This is a genomic window from Pseudomonas sp. GW823-FHT02C02, from assembly GCF_058797635.1.
Genome location: NZ_JBXAJV010000011.1, coordinates 43521 through 62271 on the forward strand (window position 1 = coordinate 43521; position 18751 = coordinate 62271).

The 18751-nt window shown below is 54.7% G+C and carries 14 protein-coding genes and 1 pseudogene; all 15 read left to right on the forward strand.

All coding sequences use genetic code 11. The features are described from left to right. Positions 1-349 precede the first annotated feature (349 nt). The 15 genes and pseudogenes from gyrA to wbpB all read left to right on the forward strand — a co-directional run bounded on the left by gyrA (position 350) and on the right by wbpB (position 18677). Positions 350-3004: a DNA gyrase subunit A gene (gyrA, locus tag AC1ROI_RS19900; RefSeq protein WP_077747957.1), complete on the forward strand. Its 2655-nt coding sequence runs from the start codon at positions 350-352 to the stop codon at positions 3002-3004. 251 nt (positions 3005-3255) lie between these two features. Then, complete coding sequence (gene serC, locus AC1ROI_RS19905; RefSeq protein WP_010461687.1) at positions 3256-4341, forward strand: 3-phosphoserine/phosphohydroxythreonine transaminase; 1086 nt, start codon at positions 3256-3258, stop codon at positions 4339-4341. Then, the gene (pheA, locus tag AC1ROI_RS19910; protein WP_010461684.1) at positions 4341-5435 is read left to right on the forward strand and encodes a prephenate dehydratase; all 1095 of its coding nucleotides are present in this window, start codon (positions 4341-4343) and stop codon (positions 5433-5435) included. The genes serC and pheA overlap by 1 nt, the downstream gene beginning before the upstream one ends. A gap of 10 nt (positions 5436-5445) precedes the next feature. Then, positions 5446-6558 (forward strand): histidinol-phosphate transaminase, encoded by a 1113-nt coding sequence (gene hisC / locus AC1ROI_RS19915; RefSeq protein ID WP_010461683.1) that lies wholly within the window; start codon positions 5446-5448, stop codon positions 6556-6558. A gap of 28 nt (positions 6559-6586) precedes the next feature. Next, a complete protein-coding gene (locus AC1ROI_RS19920) occupies positions 6587-8794 on the forward strand; it encodes a bifunctional prephenate dehydrogenase/3-phosphoshikimate 1-carboxyvinyltransferase (RefSeq protein ID WP_102594001.1) in 2208 nt (735 codons plus the stop codon). Continuing rightward, positions 8791-9480, forward strand: coding sequence for a (d)CMP kinase (gene cmk, locus AC1ROI_RS19925; RefSeq protein ID WP_010461679.1), 690 nt, complete (start codon positions 8791-8793; stop codon positions 9478-9480). Before AC1ROI_RS19920 ends, cmk begins: the two co-directional genes overlap by 4 nt. Before the next feature lie 120 nt (positions 9481-9600). Beyond that, positions 9601-11292, forward strand: a complete 1692-nt coding sequence (gene rpsA, locus AC1ROI_RS19930; RefSeq protein WP_008148721.1) for a 30S ribosomal protein S1 — start codon at positions 9601-9603, stop codon at positions 11290-11292. A 215-nt stretch (positions 11293-11507) separates the two neighbouring features. Beyond that, positions 11508-11786 carry a hypothetical protein gene (locus AC1ROI_RS19935; RefSeq protein WP_102594002.1) on the forward strand — a complete coding sequence of 93 codons (279 nt, stop codon included), beginning with the start codon at positions 11508-11510 and terminating at the stop codon, positions 11784-11786. 141 nt (positions 11787-11927) lie between these two features. After that, positions 11928-12227 carry an integration host factor subunit beta gene (gene ihfB / locus AC1ROI_RS19940; protein WP_102594003.1) on the forward strand — a complete coding sequence of 100 codons (300 nt, stop codon included), beginning with the start codon at positions 11928-11930 and terminating at the stop codon, positions 12225-12227. 48 nt (positions 12228-12275) lie between these two features. After that, a complete protein-coding gene (locus tag AC1ROI_RS19945; RefSeq protein WP_102594034.1) occupies positions 12276-12482 on the forward strand; it encodes a LapA family protein in 207 nt (68 codons plus the stop codon). A 50-nt stretch (positions 12483-12532) separates the two neighbouring features. After that, positions 12533-13579 (forward strand): LPS O-antigen chain length determinant protein WzzB, encoded by a 1047-nt coding sequence (locus tag AC1ROI_RS19950; protein ID WP_102594004.1) that lies wholly within the window; start codon positions 12533-12535, stop codon positions 13577-13579. Between the two features lie 201 nt (positions 13580-13780). Next, positions 13781-15074: pseudogene (locus AC1ROI_RS19955) on the forward strand (Wzz/FepE/Etk N-terminal domain-containing protein); the annotation flags it as partial. Positions 15075-15656: 582 nt separating this feature from the next. Beyond that, positions 15657-16178, forward strand: coding sequence for a transcription/translation regulatory transformer protein RfaH (rfaH, locus tag AC1ROI_RS19960; protein ID WP_169858184.1), 522 nt, complete (start codon positions 15657-15659; stop codon positions 16176-16178). Between the two features lie 201 nt (positions 16179-16379). Then, the gene (gene wbpA, locus AC1ROI_RS19965) at positions 16380-17681 is read left to right on the forward strand and encodes a UDP-N-acetyl-D-glucosamine 6-dehydrogenase (RefSeq protein ID WP_169858186.1); all 1302 of its coding nucleotides are present in this window, start codon (positions 16380-16382) and stop codon (positions 17679-17681) included. 51 nt (positions 17682-17732) lie between these two features. After that, on the forward strand, positions 17733-18677 hold the full coding sequence (wbpB, locus tag AC1ROI_RS19970) for a UDP-N-acetyl-2-amino-2-deoxy-D-glucuronate oxidase (protein WP_102594006.1): 945 nt from the start codon (positions 17733-17735) through the stop codon (positions 18675-18677). The last annotated feature ends 74 nt before the right edge of the window (positions 18678-18751 follow it).

Genomic DNA, 18751 nt, shown 5'->3' on the forward strand with positions numbered 1-18751 from the left:
GGGAGCCAGCCTGCTAGCGATGAGGCCCTAAAAGTCAACAAACATCCGTAAATCAGATGCCAATTCTGCATTCGGAGCGGCTCTAAGCCTCTCTCGTCCCCTTTCAGCCTGCCACCAGTCAACTAACTACACTCCATGCGCATCTGGGGGATAGGTGCGTGGCGGCTCTTGTGATAACATCCGGCGTTTTCCGAGGCAGTCCCGCGGGGTTGTCTTTACTGCGCAAATCCATGGTTCAACTTGTTGATTTGTCGTAAGTCGGTGCATGGCACTCAGCCTGCAGCGGCGAGCTTCGTTCGTCCCATATGGATGTGACGAAGTTTCACCAGAAAAAGGAATCGAGCTTCTCATGGGCGAACTGGCCAAAGAAATCCTCCCGGTCAATATCGAAGACGAGCTGAAGCAGTCCTACCTCGACTACGCGATGAGCGTAATCGTCGGGCGGGCCTTGCCGGATGCGCGCGATGGCTTGAAGCCCGTGCACCGGCGTGTGCTGTTCGCGATGAGCGAGCTGGGCAACGACTTCAACAAGCCGTACAAGAAATCTGCCCGTGTTGTCGGTGACGTGATCGGTAAGTATCACCCGCACGGTGATACCGCGGTGTACGACACCATCGTCCGCATGGCGCAGCCATTCTCGCTGCGCTACCTGCTGGTAGACGGGCAGGGCAACTTCGGTTCGGTGGACGGCGACAACGCCGCCGCCATGCGATACACCGAAGTGCGCATGACCAAGCTGGCGCACGAGCTGCTGGCTGACCTGCACAAAGAAACCGTGGACTGGGTGCCGAACTACGACGGCACCGAAATGATTCCGGCGGTCATGCCGACCCGTATTCCCAACCTGTTGGTCAACGGCTCCAGCGGTATCGCCGTGGGCATGGCGACCAACATCCCGCCGCACAACCTCGGTGAAGTCATCGACGGTTGCCTGGCGCTCATCGACAACCCTGAGTTGACCATCGATGAGCTGATGCAATACATCCCCGGTCCGGACTTCCCGACCGCCGCGATCATCAACGGTCGCGCCGGCATCATCGAAGCCTACCGCACCGGTCGTGGCCGCATTTACATGCGCGCCCGCTCGATCATTGAAGACATCGACAAGGTCGGTGGCCGTCAGCAGATCGTCATCACCGAACTCCCTTACCAGTTGAACAAGGCCCGTCTGATCGAGAAGATCGCCGAGCTGGTAAAAGAGAAGAAGCTCGAAGGCATCACCGAACTGCGCGACGAGTCCGACAAGGACGGTATGCGCGTCGTGATCGAGCTGCGTCGTGGCGAAGTGCCTGAGGTGATCCTCAACAACCTCTACGCCCAGACCCAGCTGCAAGCCGTTTTCGGTATCAACATCGTCGCGCTGATCGACGGCCGTCCGCGGATCCTGAACCTCAAGGACCTGCTGGAAGCCTTCGTTCGTCACCGTCGCGAAGTCGTTACCCGTCGTACCGTGTTCGAACTGCGTAAAGCGCGCGAACGTGGCCACATCCTGGAAGGTCAAGCGGTTGCCCTGTCGAACATCGACCCGGTCATCGCCCTGATCAAGGCTTCGCCAACGCCGTCGGAAGCCAAGGAAGCGCTGATCAAGACTGCGTGGGAATCCTCCGCCGTGGTCGCGATGGTTGAGCGCGCCGGTGCCGATTCGTGCCGTCCAGAGACCCTGGATCCGCAATACGGTCTGCGCGAAGGCAAGTACTTCCTGTCGCCGGAACAGGCACAAGCCATTCTGGAACTGCGTCTGCACCGTCTGACCGGCCTGGAACACGAAAAGCTGCTGGCCGAGTATCAAGAGATCCTCAACCAGATCGGCGAGCTGATCCGCATCCTCAGCAGCGCCACGCGCCTGATGGAAGTGATCCGCGAAGAGCTGGAAGTGATCCGCGCCGAATACGGCGACGTGCGCCGCACCGAGATTCTCGATGCCCGTCTCGACCTGACCCTGGGTGACATGATCCCGGAAGAAGAGCGCGTCGTGACCATTTCCCACGGTGGCTATGCCAAGACCCAGCCATTGGCTGCGTACCAGGCTCAGCGTCGTGGCGGTAAAGGCAAATCGGCTACCGGCGTGAAGGATGAGGACTACATCGCTCACCTGCTGGTCGCCAACAGCCACACCACGCTGCTGCTGTTCTCCAGCAAAGGTAAAGTGTACTGGCTGAAAACCTACGAAATCCCTGAAGCGTCCCGTGCGGCCCGTGGTCGTCCGTTGGTCAACCTGCTGCCGCTGGACAGTGATGAATACATCACCACCATGCTGCCGGTCGACGAATACACCGAAGGTCACTTCATCTTCATGGCCACTGCCAAAGGCACCGTGAAGAAGACCCCGCTCGAATCCTTCAGCCGTCAACGCAGCGTCGGTCTGATCGCGCTGGAGCTGGACGAAGGTGACGTACTGATTTCAGCTTCCATTACCGATGGCAGCCGCGAAGTCATGCTGTTCTCCGACGGCGGCAAGGTCACTCGCTTCAAGGAAACCGACGTTCGCGCCATGGGCCGTACCGCTCGCGGTGTCCGCGGCATGCGTCTGCCGGAAGGTCAGAAGCTGATTTCCATGCTGATTCCGGAAGAAGGCAGCCAGATCCTCACCGCTTCGGCCCGTGGTTTCGGCAAGCGCACGGCGATCACCGAGTTCCCTGAGTACAAACGTGGCGGTCAGGGCGTTATCGCCATGGTCAGCAACGACCGTAACGGCCGCTTGGTCGGTGCAGTCCAGGTGCTCGACGGCGAGGAAATCATGCTGATTTCCGACCAGGGCACCCTGGTGCGTACCCGCGTCGACGAAGTGTCCAGTCTGGGGCGTAACACCCAAGGCGTGACCCTGATCAAACTGGCCAGTGATGAAACGCTGGTCGGTCTGGAGCGGGTGCAGGAGCCGTCGGAAGTCGAAGGCGAAGAGCTGGAAGGTGAAGAGGGGGCGGTGTTCGACGGCGAGGTCGTGATCGACGACGTGGTTGAAGATCAGCAACTCGACGCCGCTGCTGACGAAGAGCCACAAGAGTAAGTGGACAAACAGGGGGCGGATGAAAATTCGCCCCCTTGTTGTTTGTCCCGTATGAAAATATCGACACCCATGGAGTCCCTTGTAGGAGTGAGCCTGCTCGCGATGCAGGCGCCGCGGTATGTCTGACACATCGCGGTGATGCAATCGCGAGCAGGCTCACTCCTACAAAAGCTGTGCTTCAGCAGGGACTCTGTGTCGATTGATGTTGTGATTTATTGCGTGATTACCACCAAATCAGAGCGAGATTGGATGTGAGCAAGAGAGCCTATAACTTCTGTGCCGGTCCTGCGGCACTTCCCGAAGCTGTCCTGCAGCGCGCCCAGGGTGAACTCCTTGATTGGCACGGCAAGGGCCTGTCGGTCATGGAGATGAGCCATCGCAGTGATGAGTTCGTGTCCATCGCCACCAAGGCCGAGCAGGATCTGCGTGATCTGCTGAATATCCCCTCGAACTATAAAGTGCTGTTTCTGCAAGGTGGCGCCAGCCAGCAATTTGCTCAGATTCCTCTGAACCTGTTGCCGGAAAGCGGCACCGCCGACTATATCGACACCGGTATCTGGTCGCAGAAAGCCATCGAAGAAGCCTCGCGCTACGGTCGCGTCAACGTTGCCGCTACTGCCAAGCCTTATGACTATTTCGCCATTCCCGGTCAGAACGAGTGGAGCCTGTCGAAAGACGCGGCCTACGTTCACTACGCACCGAACGAAACCATTGGCGGCCTGGAATTCAGTTGGGTCCCGGAAACTGGCGACGTTCCGCTGGTGGCCGACATGTCTTCGGACATTCTCTCGCGCCCAATCGATGTTTCGCGCTTCGGCATGATCTACGCCGGCGCGCAGAAAAACATCGGCCCGAGCGGCATTGTCGTGAACATCATTCGCGAAGACCTGTTGGGTCATGCCCGTTCCCTGTGCCCGACCATGCTCAACTACAAGGTCGCGGCCGATAACGGCTCGATGTACAACACCCCGCCTACCCTGGCCTGGTATCTGTCCGGTCTGGTGTTCGAGTGGCTGAAAGAGCAGGGTGGTGTTGAAGCTATCGGCAAGCTCAACGAAGTGAAGCAGCGCACGCTGTACGACTTCATTGACGCCAGCGGCTTGTACAGCAACCCGATCAACAAGTCGGATCGCTCGTGGATGAATGTTCCGTTCCGCCTGGCTGACGACCGTCTCGACAAGCCATTCCTGGCCGGTGCCGACGAACGTGGCCTGTTGAACCTCAAGGGTCACCGTTCCGTGGGCGGCATGCGTGCCTCCATCTATAACGCCGTCGACATCGTTGCGGTCAACGCACTGATTTCGTACATGGCAGAGTTCGAGAAGGAACACGGCTAATGTCTGAGCAAGAACTCAAGGCACTGCGCGTTCGCATTGATGCCCTGGACGCCAAAGTCCTGGAGCTGATCAGTGAGCGTGCACGCTGCGCCCAGGAAGTTGCGCGAGTAAAGATGGCCTCGCTGGCCGAAGGCGAAGTGCCGGTGTTCTATCGTCCTGAGCGTGAAGCTCAGGTGCTCAAGCGCGTAATGGAGCGCAATCAGGGGCCGCTGGGCAACGAAGAGATGGCGCGTTTGTTCCGCGAAATCATGTCGTCGTGCCTGGCCCTCGAACAGCCGCTGAAAGTGGCGTACCTAGGCCCTGAAGGCACCTTCACTCAAGCCGCCGCCATGAAGCATTTCGGCCACGCGGTGATCAGCAAGCCGATGGCGGCGATCGACGAAGTGTTCCGCGAAGTGGCGGCCGGTGCGGTGAATTTTGGCGTGGTCCCGGTGGAAAACTCCACCGAAGGCGCGGTCAACCACACCCTCGACAGCTTCCTCGAACACGACATGGTCATCTGTGGCGAAGTCGAGCTGCGGATTCACCATCACCTGTTGGTGGGTGAAAACACCAAGACCGACAGCATCAGCCGCATCTACTCCCACGCCCAGTCCCTGGCCCAGTGCCGCAAGTGGCTGGACGCGCACTACCCGAATGTCGAGCGCGTGGCTGTGTCGAGTAATGCCGAAGCAGCCAAGCGGGTCAAGGGTGAGTGGAACTCGGCGGCGATTGCCGGCGACATGGCCGCCAGCTTGTACGGGCTGACCCGCCTGGCCGAGAAAATCGAGGATCGCCCGGACAACTCCACGCGCTTCCTGATGATCGGCAGCCAGGAAGTACCGCCGACCGGCGACGACAAGACGTCGATCATCGTCTCCATGAGCAACAAGCCCGGTGCGCTTCATGAGTTGCTGGTGCCGTTCCACGACAACGGTATCGACCTGACGCGAATCGAGACCCGTCCGTCGCGCAGCGGTAAATGGACCTACGTGTTCTTCATCGACTTCGTCGGCCACCACCGTGATCCGTTGATCAAAGGTGTACTGGAAAAGATCAGTCAGGAAGCAGTAGCACTCAAAGTGCTGGGTTCTTACCCGAAAGCAGTTCTCTAAGGGGTAGCAAATGAGTGGCAACTTCCTCGCTCTGGCGCAGCCGGGCGTGCAACAACTTTCGCCTTACGTTCCGGGCAAACCCGTGGACGAACTGGCGCGTGAGCTGAACATCGATCCAGCCAGAATCATCAAGCTGGCCAGCAATGAAAACCCGTTGGGCGCCAGTCCAAAGGCGCTGGCAGCCATTCGCGACGAACTGGCCGAGCTGACCCGCTATCCGGACGGCAACGGTTTTGCGCTCAAGACCCTGCTGGCCGAGCAGTGCCGCGTCGAGCTGAATCAGGTGACGCTGGGCAACGGTTCCAATGACATTCTGGAACTGGTGGCGCGTGCGTACCTGGCGCCCGGCCTGAACGCGGTGTTCAGTGAGCATGCGTTTGCTGTTTACCCGATCGCCACGCAAGCCGTCGGCGCGACGGCCAAAGTGGTCCCGGCCAAAGACTGGGGCCATGACCTGCCGGCCATGCTGGCTGCGATCGATGCCGATACTCGTGTGGTATTCATCGCCAACCCGAACAACCCGACCGGGACCTGGTTCGGTGCCGAGGCGCTGGACGAGTTCCTGCAGGACGTGCCGGAGCATGTGCTGGTGGTGCTGGACGAGGCGTACATCGAATACGCCGAGGGCAGCGACTTGCCGGATGGCCTGGACTTCCTGGCGGCGTACCCGAATCTGCTGGTTTCGCGCACGTTCTCCAAGGCTTATGGCCTGGCGGCACTGCGGGTCGGTTATGGCTTGTCCACTGCGGTGGTTGCCGATGTGCTGAATCGCGTGCGTCAGCCGTTCAACGTTAACAGCCTGGCCCTGGCCGCTGCGTGCGCTGCATTGCAAGATGCCGATTACCTGGCTGAAAGCCGTCGCCTGAACGAAGCCGGCATGCAGCAGCTGGAAACGGGGTTTCGTGAGCTGGGGCTGAGCTGGATTCCTTCCAAGGGCAACTTCATCTGCGTCGATATGGGGCAGGTGGCTGCGCCGATCTTCCAGGGGTTGCTGCGCGAAGGCGTGATCGTGCGTCCGGTGGCCAACTACGGCATGCCGAACCACCTGCGCATCACCATCGGTTTGCCCGCGGAAAACAGCCGCTTCCTTGAGGCGCTGACCAAGGTTCTGGCTCGTGGTTGATGTCACTGCACTGCAACCTGCTGGCCCTATGATCGGTCGCCTGGTGGTGGTCGGCCTGGGGTTGATCGGCGGTTCGTTTGCCAAGGGGTTGCGCGAAAGTGGCCTGTGCCGCGAAGTGGTCGGGGTCGATCTCGACCCGCAGTCGCGCAAGCTCGCGGTTGAGTTGGGCGTAGTGGATCGCTGCGAAGAAGACCTGGCGATTGCTTGTCAGGGCGCGGATGTGATCCAGCTCGCCGTGCCGATCCTTGCCATGGAAAAAATGCTTGGCCGCTTGGCCCGCATGGACCTGGGGCAGGCGATTCTGACCGATGTTGGCAGCGCCAAAGGCAATGTGGTGCGTGCCGCGACCGAAGCGTTTGGCGGCATGCCGTCGCGTTTTGTGCCGGGCCATCCGATTGCCGGTTCCGAGCAGAGCGGGGTGGAAGCCTCCAATGCCGAGCTGTTCCGTCGCCATAAAGTGATTTTGACACCGCTGGATCAGACCGATCCGGCCGCGTTGGCAGTGGTCGACCGTTTGTGGCGTGAATTGGGCGCCGATGTCGAGCACATGCAGGTCGAGCGTCACGACGAAGTGTTGGCGGCAACCAGCCATTTGCCACACTTGCTGGCGTTCGGTCTGGTCGATTCACTGGCCAAACGCAATGAAAACCTTGAGATCTTCCGTTACGCTGCGGGCGGTTTTCGCGATTTCACAAGAATCGCGGGGAGCGACCCGGTCATGTGGCACGACATCTTCCTCGCCAACCGCGAAGCTGTCCTGCGCACACTTGATACATTTCGCAGCGACCTCGACGCCTTGCGCGACGCGGTCGATGCAGGGGATGGGCACCAATTGTTGGGCGTATTCACTCGCGCCCGGGTTGCCCGCGAACATTTCAGTAAAATCCTGGCCCGCCGGGCTTATGTGGACGCTATGAACTCCAACGACCTGATTTTCCTGGCTCAACCTGGTGGCCGCCTGACTGGGCGGATTCGTGTACCGGGCGATAAATCGATTTCCCACCGTTCGATCATGCTCGGCTCCCTGGCCGAAGGCGTCACCGAAGTCGAAGGCTTCCTCGAGGGCGAAGACGCCCTGGCGACCTTGCAAGCCTTCCGCGACATGGGCGTCGTGATCGAAGGTCCGCACCACGGTCGCGTGACCATTCACGGCGTCGGCCTGCATGGCTTGAAGCCTGCGCCGGGCCCGATCTATCTGGGCAACTCCGGCACCTCGATGCGTCTGCTGTCGGGCCTGCTGGCTGCGCAGGACTTCGATAGCACCCTGACCGGTGACGCCTCGCTGTCCAAGCGCCCGATGAATCGCGTGGCCAATCCGCTGCGTGAAATGGGCGCCGTGATCGAGACCGCCGCTGAAGGTCGTCCACCGATGACCATTCGTGGCGGCAACAAGCTCAAGGGCCTGACTTACACCATGCCGATGGCCAGCGCCCAGGTGAAATCCTGCCTGCTGCTGGCCGGCCTGTACGCCGAAGGCAAGACCACCGTCACCGAGCCGGCTCCGACCCGCGACCACACCGAGCGCATGCTGCGCGGCTTTGGCTATCCGGTCACTGTTAACGGTGCGACCGCTTCGGTTGAGTCCGGCCACAAGCTGACTGCGACCCACATTGAAGTGCCGGGCGACATCTCGTCTTCCGCGTTCTTCCTGGTGGCGGCATCGATCGCCGAAGGTTCGGAGCTGGTGCTCGAGCACGTCGGCATCAACCCGACCCGTACCGGCGTGATCGACATCCTGCGTCTGATGGGCGCTGATATCACCCTGGAAAACCAGCGTGAAGTCGGCGGCGAGCCGGTGGCGGATCTGCGCGTACGGGCAGCTAAACTCAAGGGTATCGAGATTCCCGAAGCGCTGGTTCCACTGGCCATCGACGAATTCCCGGTGCTGTTCGTGGCTGCGGCCTGTGCCGAAGGGCGCACCGTGTTGCGTGGCGCCGAAGAGCTGCGAGTCAAGGAGTCGGACCGTATCCAGGTCATGGCGGATGGCTTGCTGGCGCTGGGCGTCAAATGCGAACCGACCCCGGACGGCATCATCATCGACGGCGGCCTGATAGGCGGCGGCGAAGTGCACGGTCACGGCGATCACCGGATTGCCATGGCGTTCAGCGTAGCTTCGCTGCGCGCCACCGCACCGATTCGCATCCATGACTGTGCCAACGTCGCAACCTCGTTCCCGAACTTCCTTGCGCTTTGTGCGCAGGTCGGCATTCGTGTTGCACAAGAGGCTCAGTCGTGAAAATCATCGCACCGGTCATCACCATCGATGGGCCAAGCGGCTCTGGCAAAGGCACGGTCGCCGGGATACTGGCCAAGCGTCTGGGCTGGAATTTGCTGGATTCCGGTGCGCTTTACCGTCTGTTGGCGTTCGCTGCGCATAACCACGGCGTTGACCTGACGAATGAAGAACTGCTGAAAAAGCTTGCCGCTCATCTGGATGTGCAGTTCATTGCGGCGACCGAAGGTCAACTGCAGCGCATCATTCTGGAGGGTGACGAAGTCAGCGATGTCATCCGTACGGAAAGCGTCGGCTCGGGTGCGTCCCAGGTAGCTGCATTGCCCGCGGTACGCGAGGCGCTGCTTCAGCGTCAGCGGGCGTTTCAGGAATCGCCGGGGTTGGTCGCCGATGGGCGCGACATGGGCACGGTGGTTTTTCCGGACGCGCCGCTGAAGATATTCCTCACTGCCAGTGCCGAGGAGCGTGCGCGCCGTCGATACTTGCAGTTGAAGGGCAAAGTCGATGGTGTTAGTCTGTCGAGTCTGCTAGATGAGATCCGTGCACGCGATGAGCGTGACACCCAGCGAGCGGTAGCCCCGCTCAAGCCGGCGGCTGACGCCATACAGCTGGATTCCACGGAGTTATCCATCGATCAGGTGCTGGAACGCATCATGAGCGAGATCGCCATTCGCGATATCGCCGGGTGACCAAGAAGCTCTGCAGGGGACCAGTCATAGTCTTGCAGTGCTTCTTTAAATGAACATAACCCACGTCGTCTGGGATGTGGAGATGGGCGTATCCTTCGCCCTTATTCAACAGGAATTAAAATGAGCGAAAGCTTTGCGGAACTCTTTGAAGAAAGCCTAAAAACCCTGAACCTTCAGGCAGGCTCCATCATCACCGGTGTTATCGTTGATATCGATTACCAAGCTCGCTGGGTAACCGTTCACGCTGGCCTGAAGTCTGAAGCACTCATCCCGCTTGAGCAGTTCTACAACGATGCTGGCGAACTGACTATCAACGTCGGTGACGAAGTTCACGTTGCTCTGGACTCGGTTGAAGACGGCTTTGGTGAAACCAAGCTGTCCCGTGAAAAAGCCAAGCGCGCTGAATGCTGGATTGTTCTGGAAGCAGCCTTCGCAGCCGAAGAAGTGGTCAAGGGCGTTATCAACGGTAAGGTTAAAGGCGGCTTCACTGTCGACGTTAACGGCATCCGTGCGTTCCTGCCAGGTTCTCTGGTTGACGTCCGTCCTGTGCGCGATACCACGCACCTGGAAGGCAAAGAGCTGGAATTCAAGGTCATCAAGCTTGACCAGAAACGCAACAACGTTGTCGTTTCCCGTCGTAGCGTCCTCGAAGCCGAGAACTCCGCTGAGCGTGAAGCTCTGCTGGAATCTCTGCAGGAAGGCCAACAAGTCAAAGGTATCGTCAAGAACCTCACCGATTACGGCGCATTCGTCGATCTGGGTGGCGTCGATGGCCTGCTGCACATTACCGACATGGCTTGGAAACGTATCAAGCATCCTTCCGAAATCGTCAACGTTGGCGACGAGATTGATGTCAAGGTTCTGAAGTACGATCGCGAACGCAATCGTGTTTCCCTGGGCCTCAAGCAACTGGGCGAAGATCCATGGGTTGCTATCAAAGCCCGTTACCCAGAAAGCACTCGCGTTACCGCTCGTGTAACCAACCTGACCGACTACGGCTGCTTCGCTGAGCTGGAAGAAGGCGTTGAAGGCCTGGTACACGTTTCCGAAATGGACTGGACCAACAAGAACATCCACCCTTCGAAAGTCGTACAAGTCGGCGACGAAGTGGAAGTTATGGTTCTGGACATCGACGAAGAGCGTCGTCGTATCTCCCTCGGCATCAAGCAGTGCAAATCTAACCCATGGGAAGATTTCTCTGGCCAGTTCAACAAGGGCGATAAAATCTCCGGCACCATCAAGTCGATCACCGATTTCGGTATCTTCATTGGTCTGGACGGCGGCATCGACGGTCTGGTTCACCTGTCCGACATCTCCTGGAACGAAGTGGGCGAAGAAGCCGTTCGCCGCTTCAAGAAGGGCGACGAGCTGGACACCGTTATCCTGTCGGTTGACCCAGAGCGCGAGCGCATCTCCCTGGGTATCAAGCAACTGGAAAGCGATCCGTTCTCCGAGTACGTTCAAGAGAACGACAAAGGCGCCATCGTTAAAGGCATCGTGAAAGAAGTTGACGCTAAAGGCGCCATCATCACTCTGGCCGACGATATCGAAGCGACTCTGAAAGCCTCCGAAATCAGCCGTGACCGCGTTGAAGACGCGCGCAACGTTCTGAAAGAAGGCCAGGAAGTAGAAGCCAAGATCATCAGCGTTGACCGCAAGAGCCGTGTAATCCAGCTCTCCATCAAGTCGAAAGACGATGCTGAAGAGAAAGAAGCCATCCAAAGCTTGAAAGACAAGCCTTCGGATAGCATCGCTGCTGGTCCTACCACTCTGGGCGACCTGTTGCGTGCACAAATGGAAAAACAGAACTAAGTTCTGTCAGACCATAGAAAAAGGGCGACTTCGGTCGCCCTTTTTTGTGCCTGGGATTTGGGTTTGTCGGGTGATTCGTGCGTGGGGTGGCCGCTCTTGAAACCAATGATCCTTCTGTGTTGTCTCTTTCTTTAATCGGATCAATCGCTTATTTGCAGCTAGTCTTTAGCTCAAGAGAACGATAGCCGGGCAGGGCATCTGCCATAAGGAAGTGAATGAACAACCTCATTGTCGCAATGGCAGTCTTGATGCTGGCGGGTTGCGGTACGAATGCCAAGACTCATGCCGTGCGTGGAGTCAGTGGCGTAGAGATAGATTGTTCGGGATTGGGTTCTGGCTGGGAGAAGTGCCGTAAGCGCGCGGACAAAGAGTGTAAGGCGGCGGGCTATAAGGTAGTAGCAAGGTCCGATGATGCCAAGGATGAGGATGAATACCCTTTCGGCTTCAATCCCGCGGGGTATCTGACGCGCACCATGCTGGTTATTTGTCGCTGAGCTAAATCGCGTCGTAGTTCCTCGTAATTGGGCGGTCATTGCTGGTGAAAATATGTGAAAACCCGGGCTATTCAAATTCCCCCGGGCATGCTAAAACCTTTGAAGCGCTTTTCCTAGCTGCTTGAAAAAGAAGGGAAAAATATGACGAAGTCGGAGTTGATCGAACGAATTGTCACCCATCAAGGGCTGCTCTCATCCAAGGATGTGGAGCTGGCTATCAAGACTATGCTTGAACAAATGTCCCAATGCCTGGCGACTGGGGATCGTATTGAGATCCGGGGTTTTGGCAGTTTTTCACTGCACTATCGTGCGCCCCGCGTTGGTCGCAATCCGAAGACAGGTCAGTCGGTTAGCCTGGATGGCAAGTTTGTGCCGCATTTCAAGCCGGGGAAGGAGCTTAGGGATCGGGTGAATGAGGATGAAGAAGGTGAAATTGAGTAATTCAAGGAGCTGGCAGTGAGAAGGTTCAATCATGTGTTGTTACTGCTCATGGCGCTTCTACTTGCCTTGTTGATCGCCATTTTCGTGCTAGAGAATCAGCAGTCAGTAAGTATCAGTTTTTTCGGTTTTTCCAGTCTCGGTTTCCCGTTGTCGGCTTGCTTAATAATTGCGATACTCCTTGGAATGGTCATTGGACCGTTAATGAGCCTCGCTTTTGGTTTTCGACGAAAGACTAATGTTAATCGGAAAATTTAATTAATGGTTGTTATTGTGATTTTCACAATAAGATGGGTTGACTAAAGTATATGCGAGATAGTAATTCAGGCAGTGAAGGTTTAGGTGAGATAGGTCTGGCCGACTTGTTCAAGGGCGTCTTGGCGCAGCGATGGTTGGTTATTGCTGTGACTGTAGTGATTACGCTGATGGCGGGAGCTTTTGCTTATTTAAGTCAGCCTGTTTATGAGGCTCGAGCTTATGTATTGCCGCCGACTCAGAATGATATTGAAGATTTTAATTATGGTCGAACGCCTGAATTAGGTTTTGCTCCCTATTCGGTAAGGGATGTCTATGCTGTATTTATTCGCAATCTTCAGTCGGAGTCTTTAAAAAATAGATTCTTCAATGAGGTTTATCTGCCGTCATTAAGTGATGATGCACGTCGGGGTTCTCAGGATTATCTGTACCGTAAGTTCACGGCGGCGTTAACGATTGCTCAGCCAAGCAAAGATTTTTCTGATCGCTTCACAGTCGTGGCTTTAAATAATCAACCGGTTCAGGCGGCTAATTGGTTGAATCTGTATATCGATCAGGCCAGTGATGCTGCAAAAAAGGAGCTTATCAAGAATTTTTCCAAAGAAATTAAAATTCGCATTCGCAATAATGAAACCCAAATATCCATGATGCGCGAAAATGCGGCGAATGTGAGGCAGGATACAATTCGACAGTTGCTCGAGGCTGAAAAGGTCGCCGGCTCTATCGGCCTGGAAAAACACCAGATTATTGCTGGAGGTGTCGCGGGAGAAATGTCCGGTGCAGGCGATTCGCGGCTGATTTATTTGCGTGGGACCAAGGCGTTGGAAGCGGAAGTCAAAACTCTCCAGGCGCGAGAGTCGGACGATGCGTTTATTGCCAATTTACGCAAGCTTCAAGGGATGAACGAATTTTATAAGACGCTGGGAGTCAAGGCTGAAGATGTAGCTGTGTATCGACTTGATGGTGTGATCCAACCACCAGACACTCCTATTAAACCTAAAAAGGCGCTGATTCTCCTGCTCGGTATGATAGTTGGGTTGGGCTTGGGGTTGGTTCTCGGGTTGATGCGTCATTTCTGGACTGTCCGTAAGCCAGAATAGGTTTTGTTTGGATGACCAGCTAAAGGGCGCAGGCACATCGGAAGCTTTTGCCAGTCAAGACTTGTAATCTTTTGTGTTGGTGGCAGAATACCTGCCGCCACGCGGCTTGTCTTTTTGTCTACATGCTTGATTCACTGTGATTGGGGTTCGAGGCGATGAGTAAAGCAGCATACTCTTGTCACTAGGTTGCCGGAATCTGTTATGGAAGCTATAAAAGATGAGCAGTATAAAACAAGTGTAGTTACTGTTTCCTCGTGGGATGTTGATTTGGTTTCCATCATAGGGATTATAAATCAGCAAAAAAAACTAATCGCTGCAGTGGCTGCTGTAGTTATGCTGGTTGCTTTGGTCTACTGTTTTTTGGCCCCGGCCCCGGCCCAGTACCAAGTTAGTAGCGTATTGCGCCCAGCGGCTATAAATGAACTGGATGCGTTAAATCGTTCAGAGATCTACAAGCTCCCACCTATTGAGGCCTTATCCAAGGTCGGTGCATCACTAGAGTCCTACGATACACGTCTGGGGTTCTTTCGTGCCAACCAGGCATTGTTTCAGCGATTTGAGCGATCTGGGCATTCTTTAGAACAGCGCTTTGAAGAGTTCAATCGTAACTCGATAAACTTGAAGCTTCCTGATCCTAAAAAAGCGGGCTCGCTTAGCAGCTATATTGCGTTGGATTTGAAGTATCCCGCTGATGTTGACGGCGTGGCTATACTTAACGGTTTGGTTGACTACGCTATTGCCGCAGAGCGAGAGCAGGTAGCGGCCGATCTGAAGGTCATTGTAGAGAATCGTCTTAATGAAATGGGGTAAAATTGACGCGGCGCGTTCTAACTATGAAACTGATAAGGCGGCAAAGATTGCATCGCTGCTTGAGGCTGATGGCATAAAGCGCGCACAGTTGCAGGATGAGCTTAAAGGATTGCGTCAGCAATTAAAAACTGAGCGCAATGATCGTATGGCTCAATTAAGCGAGGCTATCAGTATTGCTGATTCATTGGGTATCAAGAAGCCCACTACGCCTTCGGCACTCGCTGATGGTGAGCGTACCGGTTCCGCCGGCGTCATGCGAACCGAGGTTAATAATCAGCAAATTCCCTTGTACTTTATGGGGGTAGAGGCGTTGGAGGCAGAGCGGAAAGCTTTGCAGCGCCGCACATCAGATGACTTTACGATGCCGCGCGTCGCGCAAATAGCCAAAGAGCTAATGCTGCTTCAAGAAAATCGCCAAGTTCAGATTCTGTCTCAGCGGAAAAACGAAGATATCTTCCTGAGTAATGTTCAGGCTCTTCGCGCAGAAATGGCAAGACTAAGTAACCTCAACATCGATATCAGTCGAATAAAGCTGGTCACTGTTGACCGTCAGGCACTCACTCCGATCGCTCCTGTCGAGCCTAGAAAGGGCATGATAATGGCGCTTTCAATCCTCCTGGGTTTAGCGTTGGGTTTGATCCTGGCGTTCATTCGTCATTTGACCGGCGTTCACCGGTCAGCCGTATTGAGGTCAACGACGATGTTTTATGACTCCTCGTTAAATGAGGGGGCGCTGGGTGTGGATGTGAAAAGCTTGAAGGCAGCTGACTCTCCTGATGCCACACTCCGGGGCAGTCATTCGAGCCCCACGATTGGGTCGCGAAAAGCCTCCTCTGAAAGGCATTGCGATTCGGTGTTTGGGTATTCTCCTTGAACTCGGGGTGATGCCGAAAACCTGCGCAACCTGTGCGACGCATATTCCGCAGGCAGCAAACCCATCCACAATAGGTGATTGACAAGGAAGCGTATTTTTGTCGCGAAAATCCAATAGCTTGCTGACGAAAATGATTCTGCGGGAAATGTGATGACGAGTAACGGATTATGCTCCGGTGGTCGTATAATCGACTGCTAAAAAGCCAATCCACGTGGCAGCAGGCATAATGGCTATTTTTCCTGCTATGGGTTTTCAGACTCAAGGCTCTGGGGTTGCTCGAAAAATCGAGCGTGCGATAAACCCGGGCTGCTTAGTGGTGGATGCAGGCATCGTTCATCTGATGAAATGATGAGTAGGATCGTTGAAGCAAGCGCTAGTGATCAGGACATGGACATGAGTATTCGCAATGCGACCGAGGGATCAAATCCATCCCGGCAGGATGCGTGGTATCTGGTGCAGTGCAAATCCAGGCAGGATCAACGCGCGGAGGAAAACCTTCTGCGCCAAGGCTACGTGTGCACCCGTCCCATTTGTCGTCGCGATCTCATTGTTCGGGGGCGACGCCAGTCTGTTCGAGAGTCGCTATTTCCCGGTTACCTGTTCATTAACCTTCCAGCTAATGTCGATTGGTCCCCATTGAGATCAACGCGCGGAGTAAGCCGTTTGGTCAGTTTCGGAGGAATTCCGTTAGCGGTTTGTGCTGAGCTTGTGGCCCAATTCCAGCATCGCGCAGAATCAATCGTGAGTCCTCCATTCATGAAGGGCGACAATGTGAAGGTTCTAGAGGAAGGCTTTTCTGAGCTTGATGCGGTATTTCTTACCTTGGATGGCGAGGAGAGAGCTATCCTGCTGATCGATTTCCTCAACCGTCGACAGCAGTTAAGCTTGCCATTGACAAAAATTTCAGCGCTTTAAAACCAGTCTGGTGCCAGATAGAGTTTTGGAGTGCTGTTGACATTGCTAAATTCGCGTTTTCAGGAAACCGACGGTAAATCCTGGGGCGGTAGCGTGTTTTTTACCATTGATGTTATGCCTCGTTTCACTCGAGACATAAACCAACAGCAACTCACTTATTGCTCAACAGTATGAGCCGGAGCCAGATTGATGTCTCAGCAAATGAAGGCCAGTGTCGCAAAGTTTAAGAATAAGGAAGCTCTGATCGGCATCGTCGGTCTTGGGTATGTTGGATTGCCGCTGATGCTGCGCTACAACGCAATCGGTTTTCGAGTGTTGGGCATTGATATTGATGAGAATAAAGTTGCCCGCTTAAACGACGGGGAGAGTTACATTGAGCATATCCCAGGAGCGAAAATTCAGCAGGCTCGAAGCTCGGGTTTTGAAGCGACAACGGAGTTCCCCCGTGCGTCCGAGTGCGATGCACTTATTCTTTGCGTGCCGACACCGCTGAATAAGTATCGTGAACCGGATATGAGCTTTGTAATTAATACAACGGATGCTCTAAAACCGTACATGAGAGCAGGTCAGGTTGTATCGCTGGAAAGTACGACTTACCCAGGTACTACCGAGGAAGAGTTGTTGCCACGTGTGCAAGAGAATGGTTTGGTGGTAGGCCAGGATATATTTTTGGTCTACTCCCCAGAGCGTGAAGACCCGGGTAATCCTAATTTTGAAACGCGTACGATTCCTAAAATCATCGGAGGCGACACTGCAGCTTGTCTCGAAGTAGGTATCGCTCTCTACGAACAGGCTATTGATCAAGTGGTGCCGGTCAGCTCGACGAAAGCGGCTGAGATGACAAAGCTGCTGGAAAACATCCATCGTGCTGTGAATATTGGTCTTGTAAACGAGATGAAGATCGTTGCGGATCGCATGGGTATTGATATTTTCGAGGTAGTGGACGCGGCTGCGACAAAACCTTTCGGCTTTACTGCCTACTATCCAGGGCCGGGTCTCGGTGGTCACTGCATTCCCATCGACCCCTTCTACCTGACCTGGAAAGCCCGTGAGTATGGCTTGCACACGCGGTTTATCGAGTTGTCAGGTGAGGTAAACCAGGCGATGCCTGAGTACGTTCTTGGTAAGTTGGTGGATGGTCTGAATGAGTCAGGCAAAGCGGTCAAGGGTAGCAAGGTTTTGGTGTTGGGCATTGCCTATAAGAAAAATGTCGATGATATGCGTGAATCGCCTTCAGTAGAAATTATGGAATTAATTGAGGCCAAGGGTGGATCCGTTGCCTACAGCGATCCGCATGTGCTTGTCTTTCCTAAAATGCGCGAGCACCATTTTGATCTTAACAGCGAACCACTGACGGCTGAAAATCTCGCTAGTTTTGATGCAGTGGTATTAGCGACGGATCACGATAAATTCGACTATGAACTTATCAAGCAGCATGCACGACTCATCGTTGACAGTCGTGGTAAGTATCGAGTGCCAGCTAAACATATTATCAAGGCTTGATTTTATTTAAGACCAATATGATAGATGGCTGACCGCCATATAAGAGGCTCAATGAAGAATTTTGCTCTGATCGGTGCCGCTGGTTACATTGCTCCACGGCACATGCGCGCAATCAAAGATACCGGCAATATCCTGGTATCGGCTTATGATATAAATGACTCTGTAGGCATCATTGATAGTATTTCGCCACAAAGTGAGTTTTTTACTCAGTTTGAACGCTTCCTTGAGCATGCGCACCAATTGAAACGTAATCCAGCTACAGCGCTGGATTATGTAGCCGTCTGCTCACCAAATTATCTCCATCATTCTCATATTGCAGCAGGGTTACGCCTTGGATGCGATGTGATTTGTGAAAAACCTCTAGTGCCAACACCGGCGATCCTGGATGAACTGGCGTTAGTCGAAAAGGAGACCGGCAAGCGTGTTTATAACATCTTGCAATTACGGCATCACAAAGCAATTCTTGATCTGAAAGATAAAGTTGCAAACGAAGATGCGTCAAAAAAATATGATGTTGAACTGACTTACATTACCTCCCGTGGAAACTGGTATATGGAAAGCTGGAAGGGAGACCCGCGAAAGTCTTTCGGATTGGCGACCAATATCGGGGTGCATTTCTACGACATGCTTCACTTTATATTCGGCAAGCTGCAACGAAACGTTGTTCATTATACGTCTGAGCATAAAGCAGCTGGTTATCTGGAGTATGAGAAGGCTCGCGTGCGTTGGTTTCTTTCGATTGACGCGAGTGATTTGCCAGAGTCTGTAAAAGGAAAAAAACCTACTTACAGGTCGATCACCGTAGATGGTGATGAGATGGAATTTTCTGAAGGCTTCACTGATTTGCACACCGTCAGCTATCAGGAAATCTTGAGTGGTCGTGGTTACGGCATTGAGGATGCTCGTCACTGCGTTGAGACGGTGAATACTATTCGTTCGAGTGCTATCACTTCACCTAAAGACGGAGAAGGACACCCTTTTCTTCTCAGTGTTTAGTTGAAGAGTGCGCCTCGTATGAATGTCAATTAGATATCTTTGGCATTCCGAGGCGTAACCGTTTTCTCGCGCTT

Coding starts and splice junctions, on each gene's coding strand:
- hisC (WP_010461683.1), top strand. CDS start 5,446: ATGAGTGGCAACTTCCTCGCTCTGGCGCAGCCGGGCGTGCAACAACTT.
- gyrA (WP_077747957.1), top strand. CDS start 350: ATGGGCGAACTGGCCAAAGAAATCCTCCCGGTCAATATCGAAGACGAG.
- ihfB (WP_102594003.1), top strand. CDS start 11,928: ATGACGAAGTCGGAGTTGATCGAACGAATTGTCACCCATCAAGGGCTG.
- wbpB (WP_102594006.1), top strand. CDS start 17,733: ATGAAGAATTTTGCTCTGATCGGTGCCGCTGGTTACATTGCTCCACGG.
- AC1ROI_RS19950 (WP_102594004.1), top strand. CDS start 12,533: ATGCGAGATAGTAATTCAGGCAGTGAAGGTTTAGGTGAGATAGGTCTG.
- AC1ROI_RS19935 (WP_102594002.1), top strand. CDS start 11,508: ATGAACAACCTCATTGTCGCAATGGCAGTCTTGATGCTGGCGGGTTGC.
- pheA (WP_010461684.1), top strand. CDS start 4,341: ATGTCTGAGCAAGAACTCAAGGCACTGCGCGTTCGCATTGATGCCCTG.
- wbpA (WP_169858186.1), top strand. CDS start 16,380: ATGAAGGCCAGTGTCGCAAAGTTTAAGAATAAGGAAGCTCTGATCGGC.
- rfaH (WP_169858184.1), top strand. CDS start 15,657: ATGAGTATTCGCAATGCGACCGAGGGATCAAATCCATCCCGGCAGGAT.
- rpsA (WP_008148721.1), top strand. CDS start 9,601: ATGAGCGAAAGCTTTGCGGAACTCTTTGAAGAAAGCCTAAAAACCCTG.
- AC1ROI_RS19945 (WP_102594034.1), top strand. CDS start 12,276: ATGGCGCTTCTACTTGCCTTGTTGATCGCCATTTTCGTGCTAGAGAAT.
- AC1ROI_RS19920 (WP_102594001.1), top strand. CDS start 6,587: ATGATCGGTCGCCTGGTGGTGGTCGGCCTGGGGTTGATCGGCGGTTCG.